The sequence below is a fragment of the Mucilaginibacter sp. UYP27 genome (assembly GCF_040547175.1).
In the GTDB taxonomy this organism is placed as follows: domain Bacteria; phylum Bacteroidota; class Bacteroidia; order Sphingobacteriales; family Sphingobacteriaceae; genus Mucilaginibacter.
In genome coordinates, this window is sequence record NZ_JBEPPE010000001.1 from 229642 (window position 1) to 246207 (window position 16566).

Sequence of the window (16566 nt, forward strand, 5' to 3'; positions counted from 1 at the left end):
TGATTTACGATTTCGGATTTTCGATTTCGGATTTATATAATTATACACCGATTTAGGGATACGGACTTGAGATTTCGGATTTATGTTTAGGGAAATTGACTTCAGAAGTCCGATACCTTGCCTATAGTATAGCGCTAATATGTGGGGATAGACAAATCCGAAATCGAACCTCCGAAACCCGAAATATTTTTCTTGCTATGTGTAACCTCCTTAAAAAAAGTGTGGTCATAGCTTACAAATACACCGCAATGGTGCAACAACAAACAAAAAATTAACTTATTAAAATTAAATATCATGGAAGATAGCGTATTAGTAGCAATTTGCTTTTTAGGGTTTTTCTCGCTCGTTTTTGGGATTTTTTACATCAGGAACCGCGAACGCATGGCGATGATAGAACGCGGTATGGACCCACGCAACTACAAACCCAAACCGGCACCTTATCAAAACCTTACCTGGGGCCTGTTATTAATAGGTGCAGGTTTAGGCTTATTCCTGGCTTATGTGCTCGACCGCACCGTTTTTGCACAAACAGATCGTGAGAACGAAGCCATTTACTTTGCATTGATAGCCATGTTTGGCGGCATTGGCCTGGTACTATCATACCGCATCGAGAAAAAAGAAGTGCTTGATAAGATGGTCGAATAGTAGCAAGAGACAAATTTGCGATTGACTGGATACCGAGAATGTATAAAAACCAGCCCGTTGCTTCAGAATTTACCGTTTATGCGAATATAACCGGCACTACACCCGAGTTTGATGCTACAAAACGTACCCGTTGGGATAATTAATAAAGCATTATATCATAAAAAAGGGGCCTTAATAAGGCCCTTTTTTATTTCAGGTATCTTTCCTTTATAATATCCAGGTGATAAATTTCGTGCCCGGCGGTAATGTAAACCAACGCGCCTACTTTAACCAGTGCCCCGCTGGCAACACCGCTGCGATGCAATTGCTCCCCGCTAAATGATCTAAATAAAAACAGTGTAGCTTCTCTCACGGCCTTAAATTCGTCGGCAAGGCTTTGAATGGTGCGGCTGTTAAAATCGGTGCTAAATACATATGTTTCCTGGTCAAAGCCCGGCAGGGAGATATCCTCGCGAGAGAACACGAACGCCCGGAAAGAGAATACCCGCTCGGTATCTATCATGTGCCCAAGCACTTCTTTCAGCGTCCACTTACCTTCGGCGTAGGCATGCATGGCCTGCTCGTCTGTCATGCTGTGGAACAGGTTGTAGGTTGCCGTTTGGTTATCTGCCAATACCTGCAAAACATCGGCACCATCGGGCACTTTATTTACATAACCGGCTGCATATGGCGCGTACTCGTCAGATCTTGGCTTGCTTATCATATCTTATTGTTTTTAATACTATCCTAAAGGTTGTGCCCTTACCTACCTCGCTATCTTTCACAAATATCTGGCCGTTGTGGTAGTTTTGTATCATCCGCTTAGTTAACGATAAGCCCAATCCCCAACCCCGCTTACGGGTGGTGTACCCGGGTTGGAAAACGGTATCAAATTTAGACCGCGGGATGCCTTTACCCGTATCGGTAACGTCAATGTATATCAAATTCTTTTGCTTGCTGCCGGTTATCTGCACCTTTATACTGCCGCTTTCGGCAATGGCATTTACCGCATTTTTTAGCAGGTTCTCTAATACCCAGTCAAACAAGGGTACGTTAAGGCCGGCGTGCAGGCGGCGGTTACCCGTAAGTTCAAAACTAATTTTATTGCTTACCCTTACTTTAAAATAATCTACAAAGTCTTTCACCACTTCGTAAACGGCATGCTCTTCCAGTTTAGGGGTCGACCCTATTTTAGAGAATCGGTCGGCAACTATTTCCAACCGCTTTACATCATTCTCCATTTCGGCCATTAAAGGGTCGTCTTCGGCATTAAACTTATCTTTGATAAGTTCTATCCATGCCATTAGCGATGATATAGGCGTACCTAACTGGTGGGCTGTTTCTTTTGCCAAACCAACCCAAACCTGGTTCTGCTCCGATTTCCTCGACGAGCTAAACGCCGTGTAAGCAACCAATAGAAAGATTGCAATAACCGACAGCTGGATATAAGGGAACATCTTAAGCTGCGTAAGCAGTGGCGAATCTTTATAATAAACCAGCCAGGTTTCGTTTAAAACAGTGGTAAGCTTAATTGGTGCATGCTGCTTTTTCATATAAGCAAGCTCATCTTTAAAATATTGTGGGTCGTAGCTTAGTTTGCGCTGCTTTAACTCTTCTTTATCATAACCAAGGAAAGTTTTGGTTGCATCAAGCCCGCGGGTAAATAAAAAATCGCCTTTAGCATCCGTAACAAGGGCGGGCACCACCAGGCTATCCCGCACCGATAGCACATATGATAAGAAGTCGTTATCGTATGTATTGCCAATTTGTTTCATACTGAGCGCCCAAACCTGTGCACGGGTACGCTCTGAACGGGCAATATTGCGCACCAGGTAACTGGTGTAAAAAACCGACCCACTGGCAATAACCACGGCAAAGGCAAGCAAAAAATATTTCCAGCGGCGTTTCTGTTGGTACGGGTTCATAAATGGATGCTCAAATAACGGGATTTTTTTCCGTTTGATGAATTGGGCTTAGGGTGGATGTTAATTTAACCCGGCCTCTACCTGCTCAATCACGATAGATAGTTCTTCGGCGCGTTTATCCCAGGTATTGTTTTCGGCAGTTTTTAAACGGGCCATGCGTTTCTCAGGCGTGTCATCTGCAATTTCAGATAACACATATTGCAGGAACGTTTCTTTGTCATCTGTTATTTTGATGAGGCTTTCAAAATCGGTAATATCACCAAATGCGGTGCTTACTACGGGCAGGCCGGCAGCCAGGTATTCGTTTATCTTCATAGGATAGATCCCCTTGGTAAAATCATCCTTCACAAAAGGTATTATACCTACCGAAAAACTTTGCAGGTATGCAGGCAATTGCTCCGGCATTTTTGGGCCCTCAATCTTAACGTTGGGGTATTTTTGGAGGATGGCTAAGCCACGTTCGCTAAGTATGCGGCCTACAAATACAAACTCCGCATCGGGCATACTGGTGAACAGGTGATGCAGCAAATCATAATCGCTGCGGTCATCAACGGTACCTATATAGCCAACCACTTTTTTTCCCGGGTTTGGCGAGTTATTAAAGCCTTTTTTAAACAGATCTACCTTTACGGCATTCTTTACAATAAAACACTGTTTGGTGAGGCCTTTCTTGCTATCGTACAACCCTTGTGAGGTTACAATAGTAGCATCAACCATTTTTAAAAAGCCCTCTTCTAACCGCAAACCGTGGCGGGCAAGCCAATAAGGCGCGCCTTTTATTTCGTCGTAACAGTGGTATATCAGTGTTTTTTCGCCAAATGTGCGGCCGGTCATCAGCCCCATGCCCGGGTTAAAAGAGGTGAAGTTGATCAGTTCCTGCTGCATATTCAGCTTTTTGAGGGCCTTTTTTACTACACCGCGCAACAGCCACGCATTAAACTTTAAAAGATTATTATATAGCATCCCCTCGGCCAAAAAATTAACCGGAAAAACCAACGGGGGGAACAATACATGCACCGTACCACCATTATCTGTTTTAACGGTGCGGATGCGGACTTTAAGGCCAAATACTTTTTTAAAATCTATTTTATCCTTGTCGCTTACCCCGGCAAGGGCATCTTTATAGGTATAGGCATTCTCCACAAAAAGGACGCGGTTTTGGGTAGATAAAACCTTCATTAATTCAACCACCGCTTTAATATAATTGCCGTTCCACTCGGTACCGCTAATGCACAATATATTACGGTTACTTAACATGGTTGATGTATTTATTGCTAAACTAATAATAAAACGCGTTGCTATTAAACGGTTGTACGTTAAAAAGAGCTATTTGTTCTAACTTATGCGTTTTTGGCACCTTTGTAATTCATGTAAAACGTTTACCTTTAAAACGGTAAACAATTCGCTTTTCTTTATTAGAAATCCCGTATAAATTATGTCTGAAAATAAACTATATGTGCATTACGGTTGCGGACAAACTGCCCCTGCAGAGTGGAAAAATTTCGATGTATCACCAACTCTTGTTATCCAGAATACACCGGTTGTAGGTTTCTTGTTAAAGAAAAGCCTTGGGCAGGTTTTTGATAAAAATGTGCAATACGGCGATATCACCAAAGGCTTACCCGGGATAAAAGATGGCACTGCAGATGGCGTTTACTGTTCGCACGTGTTAGAGCATATGTCGCTTGAGCATTTCAGGACCGCTTTGCGCAATACCTATAAAATGCTTAAACCGGGCGGTATCTTCCGCATTATTATGCCCGACCTGGAAACGCTGGTACGTGACTATGTTACCGATAAAGACGTAAAGCACGACCCCGAAGCTTCTATTACCCTCATAAAACGGATGATGATGGGCGTTGAGGTAAGGCCACGCAGTTTTAAAGCCGTTACCAAACACCTGTTTGGCTACCTGGAGCACCTTTGGCTGTGGGACTGGGAATCTACAGAAAAAGAACTGCGCGACGCCGGTTTTACCAACATCCGCAGGTGCGAATTAAATGACTCGGCCGACCAGATGTTTAAACTCGTAGAAAACCCGAAACGGTGGGAACTGGTCGTTAAATTTGAATGTATTAAATAAGGCAACCGCCCCTAAATATTTAACCCGCATAATATTTCATGAGGATTTTTTATTTATTGAAATAAGAATCGGCCCGTACGAAGCACTTATAAAAGCATCGGTGTAAAACAGAAAAAACTATAATTGTTGCCGTATTGTTGCTAATATTACATTTTATAAAACTGCCGGCAATGAAACATTATGGCCTCATCGGGTTCCCGCTAACGCACTCGTTCTCTAAAAAATACTTTACCGAGAAATTTGCAACAGAAAATATCGGGGATTGCACCTACGAACTTTTTTCTTTAGAGAACATTGCCGACCTGCCCAAATTACTGCACAACAACCCCAACCTCTGCGGCCTTAACGTAACCATCCCACACAAAGTAAATGTTTTACAATACCTGGATTGGATTGAGCACGATGCCAAAGGCGCCGGCGCTGTCAACTGCATCCGCATTACATCCGAAAGCCCGCTGGAAGCAGCGTTTTCGGGCGAGGTAGGCGTAAAAGGCCACGATTTTAGGTTGGAGGGTTACAATACCGATATTTATGGGTTTGACATGTCGTTGAGCCCATTGTTGACAGATAAACACGAAACTGCTTTAATTTTAGGCGATGGCGGCGCGGCAAGGGCTGTTAAATGCGTGCTGACCAATAAAGAGATCCCCTACAAATGTGTTACCCGCAAACCCGCTGAAGGCAATATCTTGTTTAGCGACCTTACTGTAAAAGACATTGCCGATCATAAACTCATTATTAACACCACCCCGGTTGGCACACACCCTAACGTGGATGAATGCCCACCAATACCATATGAGGGTGTAACGGAAAACCACCTGCTGTTTGACCTCATATACAACCCGGGAGAAACGCTTTTCCTGAAAAAAGGTGCGGAGCAGGGCGCGGCCATAAAAAACGGATATGAAATGTTAGTATTGCAGGCCGAAAAGGCCTGGGAGATCTGGAACTCAAAACAAAAACACCCGTGAGATATTTTGCGCTGATAATAATCGTATTGCTTTTCGCTGCCTGTGGCGGCAATACAGATTACTCGCCAAAGCCGCGGGGATATTACCGCATTGTTTACCCCGCAAAAGAGTACCAGTCATACACCGAAGGCTGCCCGTTTACTTTCGATTATCCAAAATATAGCAAGGTAGAACAGGACAGATCAAGGGATGCCAAACCTTGCTGGCAAAACATCCAATTCCCCCAATTTAATGCAACGCTGCATTTAAGCTACCAGCCCATTACTTCCAAAAAAGAATTTAACCAATTGATAGAAGATGCCCACAAGCTCAGTTTTAAGCACAGCGTAAAAGCAACTTCCATAGATGAGGGCGTTATTGCCTATCCGGACCGGAAAGTTTACGGCATTTATTACACCATTGATGGTAACGCGGCATCATCGGCACAATTTTACCTTACAGATAGTACCAAACATTATCTGCGTGGAGCACTCTACTTCAACTCCGAGCCCCGCCTAGATTCCATCCAACCTGTTCTTAATTTTATTAAAAAAGATGTAGACGTGATGATCAAAACGTTTAAGTGGAAGGATTGAAATTAAAATATCAAACATCGAATGCCCAACCCCGAATGATGAAGTAAGGCTTTTCACTTGGTTATTATAAATTCAACATTCGTTATTTGATATTATTTAATTCGAAGTTACCTTTCACCTTTAATAGCTACTTTTGCCCTATGGCTACCGTTCAATCCTTTGTAAATAATCCTTACCAGGAAAATACCTATATTTTATTTGACGAGACCGGCGAATGCGCAATAATAGACCCGGGTATGGACACCGCTGCCGAGCAAAACACGGTGGTGAGTTTCATTGCCGATAATAATTTAAAGCCTGTTTTATTGCTGAATACCCATTGCCATATAGACCATGTGTTGGGCAACAAATTTGTGTTTGAACAATACGGGTTAAAACCACAGTTCCACAAGGGCGAATCTGAATTGCTGGCCGCGGTTGTGGCTTACGCGCCATCAATGGGCTTCCGGTATGATCCATCGCCCCTGCCCGATACATTTTTGCCCGAAACAGGCACCGTTAAATTTGGCAATACCGAACTGGACCTGGTATTTGCACCCGGCCATTCGCCGGCGCATTTGTGCTTTTACGATAAAGCGGCCAACATTCTGATAGGCGGCGACGTAATATTCAGGAATAGCATTGGCCGTACCGACTTGCCGGGTGGAGATTTAAGCACCCTTGTAAAAAGTATCGAAGAAAAACTTTTTGCCCTGCCCGATGATTGTACAGTTTACCCGGGCCACGGCCCCGAAACTACTATCGGGTACGAAAAACAAACCAACCCATATTTGTAATATAGCAGCATTTGAACACCTCCATTTACATAGCCAAAAGGTACCTGTTCTCAAAAAAACAGACACACGCCATAAACATCATATCGGGCATATCTATACTTGGTGTATTGGTGGGCAGCGCGGCGCTCATCATTATCCTTTCGGTATTTAACGGCTTAGAGAGTGTCATTCTGTCACTATATAGCAACTTTACCCCCGAATTGAAGATAGAGCCACGTATGGGCAAAACCTTCGATCCTAACACTCCTTATTTTAACGCGTTGGGTAAAGATACGCGTGCAGTATCTTACACCCAGGTACTACAGGAAAAGGCGTTGATCCGCTACTCGGGCAGGTCGTTTATTGCTACCGTAAAGGGTGTAAGCGATGATTTTTTAAAGGGGCGGATGCTGGATAGCACCATTCAATTTGGTTCGTTCACGTTAAAAGATAAAGGCGAAAACTATGCGGTTATAGGCTCAACCGTGCAGGGCAGCTTAGGGGTAAGTTTAAAGAACCAGTTTGTCGCTTTGCAGATCTTTTCGCCAAGGCGGAATGCGGGCAGCTCTACCGACCCGATGAACGATTTTGTTTTCCGTTCCATACAGCCATCCGGAGTGTTTGGCATCCAGCAGGATTTTGACGACCTCATCATCACCCCGATAGAATTTACCCGCGAACTGCTCGATCAACCCAACCAGGTATCATCACTCGAACTTAATTATAAAAAAGACACCGACCTGGACGAGGTGCAGGAAGCCATTGAAGACCGCATAGGCAAAAGCTTTACCGTGCGTAACCGTAAGGAACAAAACACCGAACTTTATAAAACCATCAATTACGAGCGCTGGTCTATATTTATGATCCTGACGTTTGTGCTCATCATTGCCATATTTAACATTATTGGCTCGCTTACCATGCTGGTGATAGACAAGCGGAAAGATATTGCCATACTAACCAGCCTTGGCGCAAACAAAGGGCTAATACAACGCATATTCTTTTTTGAAGGGATGATGATCTCGTTTATCGGCTGTATTGCAGGCCTGGCATTAGGGCTGATCATTTGTTTGATCCAAAAGCAATTTGGATTGATAAAAATGGGGTCGGCCTTGTCTGTATTAGACGCCTACCCCGTTGCCTTTAAATTAAGTGATATAGGCCTGGTGTTTTTAACCGTTACAGTGATTGCAGTTATAGCATCGGGCATCAGCTCGAGCCTGAGTGTAAAAAGGTTGGATGAGATAAAAGCGGATTTGTAAATGCCTCTCCCCGGCCTTCTCCGAAGGAGAGGGAGTTAAGAATCAAACTATCAACTTGGTGAAAGGGCTTTTTTACCAACCTAATTTTGTAGAAGCATTTTCAAATCATTAGCTTTAACCATTACCTTCGCCAAATAATAATTCAAACCCAATCGCCCAAGCGGCGTTTATTAAACACTATGGAATCTAAACGTCAGCAAAAATTTGCCGGGGTAATTCAGGAAGACCTGGCCGCGATATTTCAACGCGAGGGCATGAACTACCTACCGCATACATTGGTTACCATTACCAAGGTGAGGGTTACGCCTGATCTGGCCATCGTCCGCGTCTTTTTAAGCTTTTTTAACAATACCGATAACCAAACCGCCCTGCAAACCATCAAGATGCACGCGTCGGAGATCCGCTACAAGCTTGGTGCCCGTATTAAGGACCAGGTGAGGGTGATACCACAACTGGAGTTTTTTGTGGATGACACCAGCGAGTATGTTGAACGCATGGAAAAGATCTTCGACAAGATAAGCCACGAGCCACGCCAACCCGATACGGAAGAAGAAAAATAACCCTTGATGCTTGCTACCGAACAATTAGCAGCTTATATCGAAGTCCACCCCGGTGCCATTGGCAAAGTGGTGGACTTTGATGTTAAAAGCGACTGCCTTTACCAACTGGACCTTACCGCCGCCAACGCCGAACTTACGCCAGAGTTAGTTACCGATACCAAGGCCTTTACCCAATGGGTAACCAAAAAGCTAAACGATAACAACTGCCGCTACGGCATTGGCGGTTATATGGAACACCGCACCATCTATTCACGCAGCGCCCATTTTGACACTGCCGACGAGCCACGCCGCCTGCACTTAGGTGTGGATATTTGGGGCGATGCCGGTACACTTGTTTACTCACCATTGGCGGGAACGGTACATAGCTTTGCTGACAATGATAACTTTGGCGATTACGGGCCTACCATCATTCTGCAACATGACCTGGAGGGGTTAACAATGTATAGTTTATACGGGCATTTGAGTCGCACGAGTTTGATGGGGTTGCAAGTTGGGCAAGCCATAAGCATAAACCAACAGATAGCCACCTTTGGCAACGCTACAGAAAACGGCAACTGGCCACCGCACCTGCATTTTCAATTAATGCTGGATATTAGCGACGCAAAAGGCGACTATCCCGGCGTGGGACAATACTCGCGCAAAGCAGAATATCTGCACAATATCCCGGACCCGGAGTTGATTTTACACTTCGCTGATGCCAACCAAAGCTAAGCCCCAATTGTAACCACTTTATTATATCGGCACGCAATTGCATTTTACACATTAGTGATTATATTTGCGGTCGTAAAAAACTTCATTTTAACAACATAATGAGAGAAATACAATTCAGGGAAGCGCTAAGAGAAGCCATGCAGGAAGAAATGCGCAAGGATGAGACTGTGTACCTAATGGGTGAAGAAGTTGCCGATTATAACGGTGCCTACAAAGTAAGCCAGGGTATGCTTGACGAGTTCAGTGCTAAACGTGTTATAGATACGCCTATCTCTGAATTGGGTTTCGCGGGTATCGGTATAGGATCGGCCATGAATGGTTTAAAACCTATTATAGAGTTTATGACGTTCAACTTCTCGTTGGTAGCTATCGATCAGATCATCAACGGCGCTGCCAAGATCATGTCGATGAGTGGTGGCCAGTTCTCTGTGCCAATTGTATTCCGCGGGCCAACAGGTAACGCGGGGATGCTAAGCTCTCAGCACAGCCAGTGTTTCGAGAACTGGTACGCAAACTGCCCGGGCTTAAAAGTGGTTGTACCATCAAACCCTTACGATGCAAAAGGCCTTTTAAAATCTGCCATTATCGATCCCGATCCGGTTATCTTTATGGAATCTGAATTGATGTACGGTGATAAAGGTGAAGTACCCGAAGAAACGTACTACATTGAAATAGGTAAAGCAAACGTAACCAAACAAGGTACCGATGTTACCTTAGTTGGTTTTGGTAAAATAATGAAAGTGGTTAACGCTGCCGCTGCCGAACTTGAAAAAGAAGGCATCCATGCAGAGGTTATCGACCTACGTACTGTGCGCCCTATCGATTACGATACCGTTATTGCTTCAGTTAAAAAAACGAACCGTTTAGTAATTGTTGAAGAAAGCTGGCCTTTAGGTTCAATCGCTACTGAGATCGCCTTCAAAGTACAAAAAGACGCTTTTGATTATCTTGATGCACCTGTATTACGCATCACCGGTGGCGACGTACCATTGCCGTACGCACCAACCCTGATCCAGGAATACCTGCCAAACCCCGACCGCGTGGTTAAAGCAGTAAAAGAAGTAATGTACGTTACCAAATAATTGTAACGACTATATATTTGAAAGCCTTCCCGACTATGTTGGGAAGGCTTTTTTGTTTTGTAGCTTTGCCCCATGGCAGAATCTAACGTAAAAGACAGCAACGGCAACACCCTTAACGACGGCGACAGTGTTACCCTCATTAAAAGCCTGAAGGTAAAAGGCGGTGGCGTTACCCTTAAACAAGGCACGCTGGTAAAAAAGATCCGCCTTACGGATGACGACGGCGCGGTGGATTGCAAAATTGACGGCATGAGCATCGTACTGAAAACCGAATTTTTAAAAAAGCGATAATTTCCTTTAACTTTAGTTATGGAAAAAACAATGCGCCAAAAACTGCTGCCCTCGCTGTTTATCTTTATAGTGCTGCTAACCCAGGGGGTTATTGGGTTGATAAAAGGGATAGAGAACCACCAAACCTGGCGCATTGTATTGGCTTCGGCGGGGATAGCGCTTATAGGTGCCGGCGTTGTGTTAGTACTCGTTAAAACGAGGCGACGCGAAAAGGCATAGATCACCCGATTGTAAACGTGCAAACTGCCGGCCAACAACTGCAAACTAAACAACCGCCCCGCACGTTATACTTACATGGCCGATAAAAAAACACTGATACTGGGCGCCACGCCCGATGCAAGCCGATACGCTTACCTCGCCGCTAACCGTTTAATTGACAAAGGGCACAGCATCGTAAACGTAGGCATTAAAACCGGCGAGGTTGCCGGCGTACCTATCGAAAAGCCCGAAACCATCCACACCGATATAGACACCATAACCCTATACATAGGCCCGCAAAACCAACCGCCCCTATACGACTATATCATTAACACCCACCCCAAACGCATCATATTTAACCCCGGCACCGAAAACGCCGACCTACGCCGCCTTGCCCACGAAAACGGCATAGCAACAGATTACGCCTGCACATTGGTGCTGCTATCTATAGGCCAGTATTAGGGGAGAATTGGTTACTGTCCCACTTTTATATTTATATAGTGAGACAAATAGCGGAACACCTTGTATTACAATTAGTTGCAGTTTTATGTTTTTCGCTTTTTCGTGAAGTTTATCTTGATAATTTAGGTGATAAGACATTAAATACTAAGTAGTTATTGCGTTTTTAAGCCTTACCCGATTTGTGAAAAAACGGTACAGAGTGGGACACCGTGGGACAGGGGGAGAAAAAGGGTTATAAAAGCGATATAAAGTAAAGCCGGTTATATCATTTTTATAACGGCAATAAAGCTATTACGTCTAAAAGCCTTGTGCTCAAAGCCGATAAAGCTCCTATCAGGTTTAATTACATGGCTTGTGTCGTTTATAAACAATTGTTATATTTATTAAATGCACACTTATTATTTAATTAGTGACCAGCCGACAACTTGCCCTGTATGCGGAACAAGAACAAGGCAAATATCCGATTTCTTACATACCCTTCTTAAATTAAAAATTGAGGAATGTTTAAATAATGCTTGTAAACATGTATTTTTCGAAGTAGAAGAATAATCATGAAAGAAGGCCAAACCCTCTGGACGAAAGACCAGTTACTTTTAGCAATAAATTTATACTCTAAAATCCCATTTGGAAAGATGAGTGCGGGTAACGCTATTGTGAAAGAGTGGGCTTTGATCATTGACCGTTCGCCTGCCGCGGTCGCGCGTAAACTTGGCAATTTTGCAAGTTTCGACCCAAAACTTGCAGAAAGAGGCGTTAAAGGATTACCTAACGTAAGCAAACTTGACAGGGAAGTTTGGAACGAGTACATGAACAATTGGGACGAGTTATTTATAGAGAGCGAAACACTGCTCGCCCAAAAGAAGAACACGACTATTGAACAGCTAAACCCGATAGAACTTATCGAACCTAAAACTATGATTGGGAGAGAGGCCACCCGTCAAGTTGTAGTACGGTTAGACCAGACCGTATTTAGAAAAATGGTACTCAGCAACTTTAACGATACCTGTTGTATTACCGGTATTAATCATCCAGAATTACTGATAGCAAGCCACATTTTACCTTGGAGTATGGATGCAGGCAATCGCCTTAACCCACGCAACGGATTAGCGTTAAATACGCTACATGACAAGGCTTTTGACCGCGGCCTGATAACAATTACCGAAGACCTAAAAATCAAAGTGTCGTCTGTTCTTATGAATATTTCTAACATTCAAAGTATCAAGGACAACTTTATTGCATATGATGGGAAATCGCTAATTGAACCAAAGAAGTTTTTTCCCGACGTAGAATTTTTAAAGATCCATAACGGGCGCTTTAAAGTATAAGTTCACTTATATCCGATTGACACTAAATGAGCATCCGGCTACCTTAGCCTCATGCCAAACATTAAATTCTCCTATCGCTATCGCGACGGTGCCAATTACAAAAACCATAGTTTTATTATCTTCAATAACGCGACGAACATCCCGTTAGCAGATATCGAGAAAACCATTTTAGCTAAACTAATTGAAGATGCTTGGTTCTACGCCGATAAATGGAATGTGCCCGACCTGCATTCTGGTACATGGGATAACGAGATAGACCATACCTGGCACGAATTTGAAAGCGTTGAAATAACCGACGAGGCAGGGCAGCAGGATATTGTGGATTTACTTAGTGCTATCAGGAATTAACAAGATGCAACAGAGCGTAACGATGAGGAGAAGATAGCCGTTATAAAAGCCAAAATAAACAGCAAAGAGTTGGGCCTCACCATTAACCAACTGGCAACCCTTATGAACCAGTTCCTGACGGATGATTCTAAACTCGCGGTTGCCAAGTACACGTTCGAATACACCACCAACTACAAATCGTTCCTTGATCTGGTAAACCTCTTTAGTCGCGAAGAGTATAAGGATACGCTGGAGGATTTTTATAAGAAGAATAAGTAGGGCTGGGATTGAAACCATATAGACCATTTTCGTGACGTCACGAAAATGGTCTATATGCATCAAAAACTTTAACTTAAACGAGCCAGGTGAACGGAACGATAATCTAAAATTGCGACATAGCGTAACGCACGGGTGGCACTGCAACTGATAAAGTACCAACTTACATAGGGTGTTACCAAGTCGCAACTTTGGTTACTTTCTTTGAGCGAAAAGAACGGCGTAGCCCTCTTGAGTACCAAAACAAAATAAAAGTAACACGAAAAACGTACATCCACCGACGATAAATAAAGCACACTGCCACACTTAACGGAGAACTAATCGTCCGCTCTGTAAAGCAAAGAGATTGCTTCGTACCTCGCAATGACGCGTGGAAAGCATGGTTTTTCATCATCAAGGCACAAAAATTGCTAATTTAGCATCGACTATGAAAAACCGCCTGTTCCTGCTGCTTCTTGCCGCAACTACTATAACCGCCTGTTCTAAAAAAGTAATTAATCCGCATACCAAAACAAATAGTGTTTACACAACACAAGCTGACAGTCTGGGCAAAATATTACTGACCGAAAACCCCGCTATGCTGGTCGATAGCCTGGGTGCTGCCATTCCTTCAGACTTCATTGGCACGGTAAACTTTAACCTGCGCAAACCTAACTATGTAGTCATCCATTATACCGCGCAAGATTCGGTAGCCCAAACGGTGCGGACCTTCACGCTAGTTAAACCGCAGGTAAGCGCGCATTACGTGATAGGTAAAGATGGCAAGGTTATCCACATGCTGAACGATTATATGCGTGCCTGGCATGCCGGCGTTAGCAAATGGGGCAGCATCAGCGATATGAACAGCTGCTCGATAGGGATAGAACTGGACAATAAAGGCAACGTGCCCTTTACCACCCAACAGATGAACAGCCTGTTTATCCTGCTGGCCAAACTAAAAAAGGATTACAACATCCCCACCGCAAATTTTATAGGCCATGGCGATATTGCCCCCGGCCGCAAACCAGATCCCGGCATACTCTTTCCATGGGAGGCATTGGCTAAAAGAGGGTTCGGTTATTATTCGGATATCATCATTGTACCCGCACCTGTTAACTTCGATAGCGCCACAGCGCTTAGGTTAATAGGTTATGATACCAGCAACCTCCCCGCCGCCATCGGCGCCTTTAAACGCCACTTTGTACAGCGCGAAGGATCAAGCACGCTAACACAGTTTGATTTGGATGTACTGTTTAACGTGTATAAGAAATACTAAGGGAAAGTTGGCAGTTACAGGTTTGCAGTTTGCACAAAAAAGCGGTTAGCAATATTCGAATTGATACTGCTAACCGCCAACTTATAACTGAAAACTATTTCTTCACCCACCCATCCTTCAGCGTCACCGTGCGGTTAAACACTAAATTATCGGGCGTCGAATTTTTATCGAGGGTAAAATAACCTTTACGCATAAACTGTACGGCGGTACCAACAGGGGCGTTCGCCAGATCGGGTTCTACATAAACGGTCGGCAATACATGCAGGCTATTAGGGTTAATGTAATCTTTAAAGTCACCGTCCTCACTCCCTGGGTCTTCCACCTGGAACAGGCGGTCGTACAGGCGCACTTCAACACTTTTGGCATGGTCGGCACTCACCCAGTGGATAGTACCCTTCACGTTGATGCCGCTGGTATCGTTACCACTCTGCGATTCGGGGATGTACGAGCAATGGATCTCGGTGATGTTGCCATCGGCATCCTTAACAATGCTTTCGCCCTTAATAATATAAGCGCTTTTCAGGCGCACCATCAGGCCAATGCCTAAACGGAAATATTTTTTGGTAGGCTCCTCCATAAAGTCGTCGCGCTCTATCCACAGCTCGCGGCCAAACGGAAACTCGCGGCTGCCATCGCCACCTTCTGCCTCGGGGTTATTCTCCCCGTGGAAGATCTCTGTTTTACCTTCCGGGTAGTTATCGATGATGAGTTTAACTGGGTCAAGGACTGCCATGCGGCGCCACGCACTTTTGTTCAGATCCTCGCGGATGCAAAACTCCAGCAAACCAACGTCTATCATGTTCTCGCGCTTTGCAACACCAATACGCTCGCAAAACTCGCGGATGCTGGCAGGCGTATAACCACGGCGGCGCAGGCCGCTAATGGTAGGCATGCGCGGGTCGTCCCAACCGTCTACATGGCCTTCTTCTACCAGTTGCAGCAGTTTGCGCTTGCTCATCACGGTATAGTTAAGGTTAAGGCGGGCAAACTCATATTGCTTGCTCGGGAACAGGTTCAGTTTCTCAATAAACCACTCATAAAGCGGGCGGTGTGGTATAAACTCAACCGTACATATCGAGTGGGTAATGTGCTCGATGGCGTCACTTTGCCCGTGTGCAAAATCATACATCGGGTAAATGCACCAGGCATCGCCGGTACGGTGGTGATGCGTATGTTTAATGCGGTACATCAATGGGTCGCGCAGGTGCATATTGGTGGATGCCAGGTCCAGCTTGGCACGTAGCACTTTGGCGCCATCCGGGTATTTACCCGCTTTCATGTCTGCAAAAAGTTGTAGGTTCTCTTCAATAGAGCGGCTGCGGTATTGGTTAGCCACACCCGCTTCGGTTGGCGTACCTTTTTGTACGGCAATTTCTTCGGCGGTGCTGTCGTCAACATAAGCAAGGCCTTGTTTAATCATTTCAGCAGCAAGCTCATAAAGCTGGTCGAAGTAATCCGAAGCATATAGTTCCTCGGCCCATTCAAACCCAAGCCATTTTACATCCTCTTTAATGCTGTCCACATATTCAACCTCCTCTTTAGCAGGGTTGGTATCATCGAACCGCAGATTGGTTTTACCATTATATTTTTTAGCTAGGCCAAAGTTCAGGCATATCGATTTAGCGTGCCCAATGTGCAGGTAACCATTCGGCTCGGGCGGGAAACGGGTTAAAACCCTACCGTCGTTTTTGCCGGCAGCTAAGTCCGCTTCAACAATTTCTTCTATAAAATTTAGTGATCTTTCTTCGCTCATGATGTTTGTAACAGTTGGCAAAAGTACGGAAATTTCACGTTTTTTCTCAGTTACATATCAGGTATATCATAGCTATTAACGTCAATTTGCTTCTCGATTTTTCACAAATCAGTGGCGTTGCCCGCGGCCAGGTC

The 16566-nt window shown here is 44.4% G+C and carries 19 protein-coding genes and 1 pseudogene; 16 read left to right on the forward strand and 4 right to left on the reverse strand.

Features of this window, described 5'->3' with window-relative positions; genetic code table 11:
• Positions 1-294 precede the first annotated feature (294 nt).
• Positions 295-645, forward strand: a complete 351-nt coding sequence (locus tag ABIB39_RS00905; RefSeq protein WP_354426711.1) for a DUF6249 domain-containing protein — start codon at positions 295-297, stop codon at positions 643-645.
• Positions 646-832: 187 nt separating this feature from the next.
• On the opposite strand, the gene ABIB39_RS00910 is transcribed toward ABIB39_RS00905, so the two are convergent.
• The 3 genes from ABIB39_RS00910 to ABIB39_RS00920 are packed head-to-tail and all read right to left on the reverse strand — an operon-like array spanning position 833 to position 3806.
• Positions 833-1348, reverse strand: coding sequence for a DinB family protein (locus ABIB39_RS00910; protein WP_354426712.1), 516 nt, complete (start codon positions 1346-1348; stop codon positions 833-835).
• Positions 1326-2549: a sensor histidine kinase gene (locus tag ABIB39_RS00915; protein ID WP_354426713.1), complete on the reverse strand. Its 1224-nt coding sequence runs from the start codon at positions 2547-2549 to the stop codon at positions 1326-1328. Before ABIB39_RS00915 ends, ABIB39_RS00910 begins: the two co-directional genes overlap by 23 nt.
• A gap of 60 nt (positions 2550-2609) precedes the next feature.
• Complete coding sequence (locus tag ABIB39_RS00920) at positions 2610-3806, reverse strand: glycosyltransferase (protein WP_354426714.1); 1197 nt, start codon at positions 3804-3806, stop codon at positions 2610-2612.
• A 178-nt stretch (positions 3807-3984) separates the two neighbouring features.
• Between ABIB39_RS00920 and ABIB39_RS00925 the strand changes: the two genes are divergently transcribed.
• The 15 genes and pseudogenes from ABIB39_RS00925 to ABIB39_RS00995 all read left to right on the forward strand — a co-directional run bounded on the left by ABIB39_RS00925 (position 3985) and on the right by ABIB39_RS00995 (position 14679).
• Positions 3985-4632, forward strand: coding sequence for a class I SAM-dependent methyltransferase (locus ABIB39_RS00925; protein ID WP_354426715.1), 648 nt, complete (start codon positions 3985-3987; stop codon positions 4630-4632).
• A 170-nt stretch (positions 4633-4802) separates the two neighbouring features.
• Positions 4803-5603, forward strand: a complete 801-nt coding sequence (locus ABIB39_RS00930; protein WP_354426716.1) for a shikimate dehydrogenase family protein — start codon at positions 4803-4805, stop codon at positions 5601-5603.
• Positions 5600-6178 carry a gliding motility lipoprotein GldD gene (gene gldD, locus ABIB39_RS00935; RefSeq protein WP_354426717.1) on the forward strand — a complete coding sequence of 193 codons (579 nt, stop codon included), beginning with the start codon at positions 5600-5602 and terminating at the stop codon, positions 6176-6178. The genes ABIB39_RS00930 and gldD overlap by 4 nt, the downstream gene beginning before the upstream one ends.
• 140 nt (positions 6179-6318) lie before the next feature.
• Entirely contained in the window at positions 6319-6954 is a 636-nt protein-coding gene (locus ABIB39_RS00940; RefSeq protein WP_354426718.1) for an MBL fold metallo-hydrolase, read from the forward strand.
• Between the two features lie 11 nt (positions 6955-6965).
• On the forward strand, positions 6966-8192 hold the full coding sequence (locus tag ABIB39_RS00945; protein WP_354426719.1) for an FtsX-like permease family protein: 1227 nt from the start codon (positions 6966-6968) through the stop codon (positions 8190-8192).
• Between the two features lie 179 nt (positions 8193-8371).
• Positions 8372-8752 (forward strand): 30S ribosome-binding factor RbfA, encoded by a 381-nt coding sequence (gene rbfA, locus ABIB39_RS00950; RefSeq protein WP_354426720.1) that lies wholly within the window; start codon positions 8372-8374, stop codon positions 8750-8752.
• 6 nt (positions 8753-8758) lie between these two features.
• The gene (locus ABIB39_RS00955; RefSeq protein ID WP_354426721.1) at positions 8759-9463 is read left to right on the forward strand and encodes a peptidoglycan DD-metalloendopeptidase family protein; all 705 of its coding nucleotides are present in this window, start codon (positions 8759-8761) and stop codon (positions 9461-9463) included.
• Between the two features lie 98 nt (positions 9464-9561).
• A complete protein-coding gene (locus tag ABIB39_RS00960) occupies positions 9562-10545 on the forward strand; it encodes a pyruvate dehydrogenase complex E1 component subunit beta (protein ID WP_354426722.1) in 984 nt (327 codons plus the stop codon).
• 72 nt (positions 10546-10617) lie between these two features.
• Positions 10618-10836, forward strand: a complete 219-nt coding sequence (locus ABIB39_RS00965) for a zinc ribbon domain-containing protein YjdM (protein ID WP_354426723.1) — start codon at positions 10618-10620, stop codon at positions 10834-10836.
• An 18-nt stretch (positions 10837-10854) separates the two neighbouring features.
• Positions 10855-11055, forward strand: a complete 201-nt coding sequence (locus ABIB39_RS00970) for a hypothetical protein (RefSeq protein ID WP_354426725.1) — start codon at positions 10855-10857, stop codon at positions 11053-11055.
• Positions 11056-11130: 75 nt separating this feature from the next.
• Positions 11131-11496, forward strand: a complete 366-nt coding sequence (locus ABIB39_RS00975; protein ID WP_354426726.1) for a CoA-binding protein — start codon at positions 11131-11133, stop codon at positions 11494-11496.
• Between the two features lie 551 nt (positions 11497-12047).
• Complete coding sequence (locus ABIB39_RS00980; RefSeq protein WP_354426727.1) at positions 12048-12821, forward strand: HNH endonuclease; 774 nt, start codon at positions 12048-12050, stop codon at positions 12819-12821.
• A 51-nt stretch (positions 12822-12872) separates the two neighbouring features.
• Positions 12873-13169 (forward strand): hypothetical protein, encoded by a 297-nt coding sequence (locus ABIB39_RS00985; RefSeq protein ID WP_354426728.1) that lies wholly within the window; start codon positions 12873-12875, stop codon positions 13167-13169.
• A gap of 27 nt (positions 13170-13196) precedes the next feature.
• Positions 13197-13427: pseudogene (locus tag ABIB39_RS00990) on the forward strand (DUF4476 domain-containing protein); the annotation flags it as partial.
• Positions 13428-13851: 424 nt separating this feature from the next.
• Positions 13852-14679, forward strand: coding sequence for an N-acetylmuramoyl-L-alanine amidase (locus tag ABIB39_RS00995; protein ID WP_354426729.1), 828 nt, complete (start codon positions 13852-13854; stop codon positions 14677-14679).
• Positions 14680-14773: 94 nt separating this feature from the next.
• On the opposite strand, the gene ABIB39_RS01000 is transcribed toward ABIB39_RS00995, so the two are convergent.
• The gene (locus ABIB39_RS01000) at positions 14774-16432 is read right to left on the reverse strand and encodes a glutamine--tRNA ligase/YqeY domain fusion protein (RefSeq protein ID WP_354426730.1); all 1659 of its coding nucleotides are present in this window, start codon (positions 16430-16432) and stop codon (positions 14774-14776) included.
• Positions 16433-16566 lie beyond the last annotated feature (134 nt).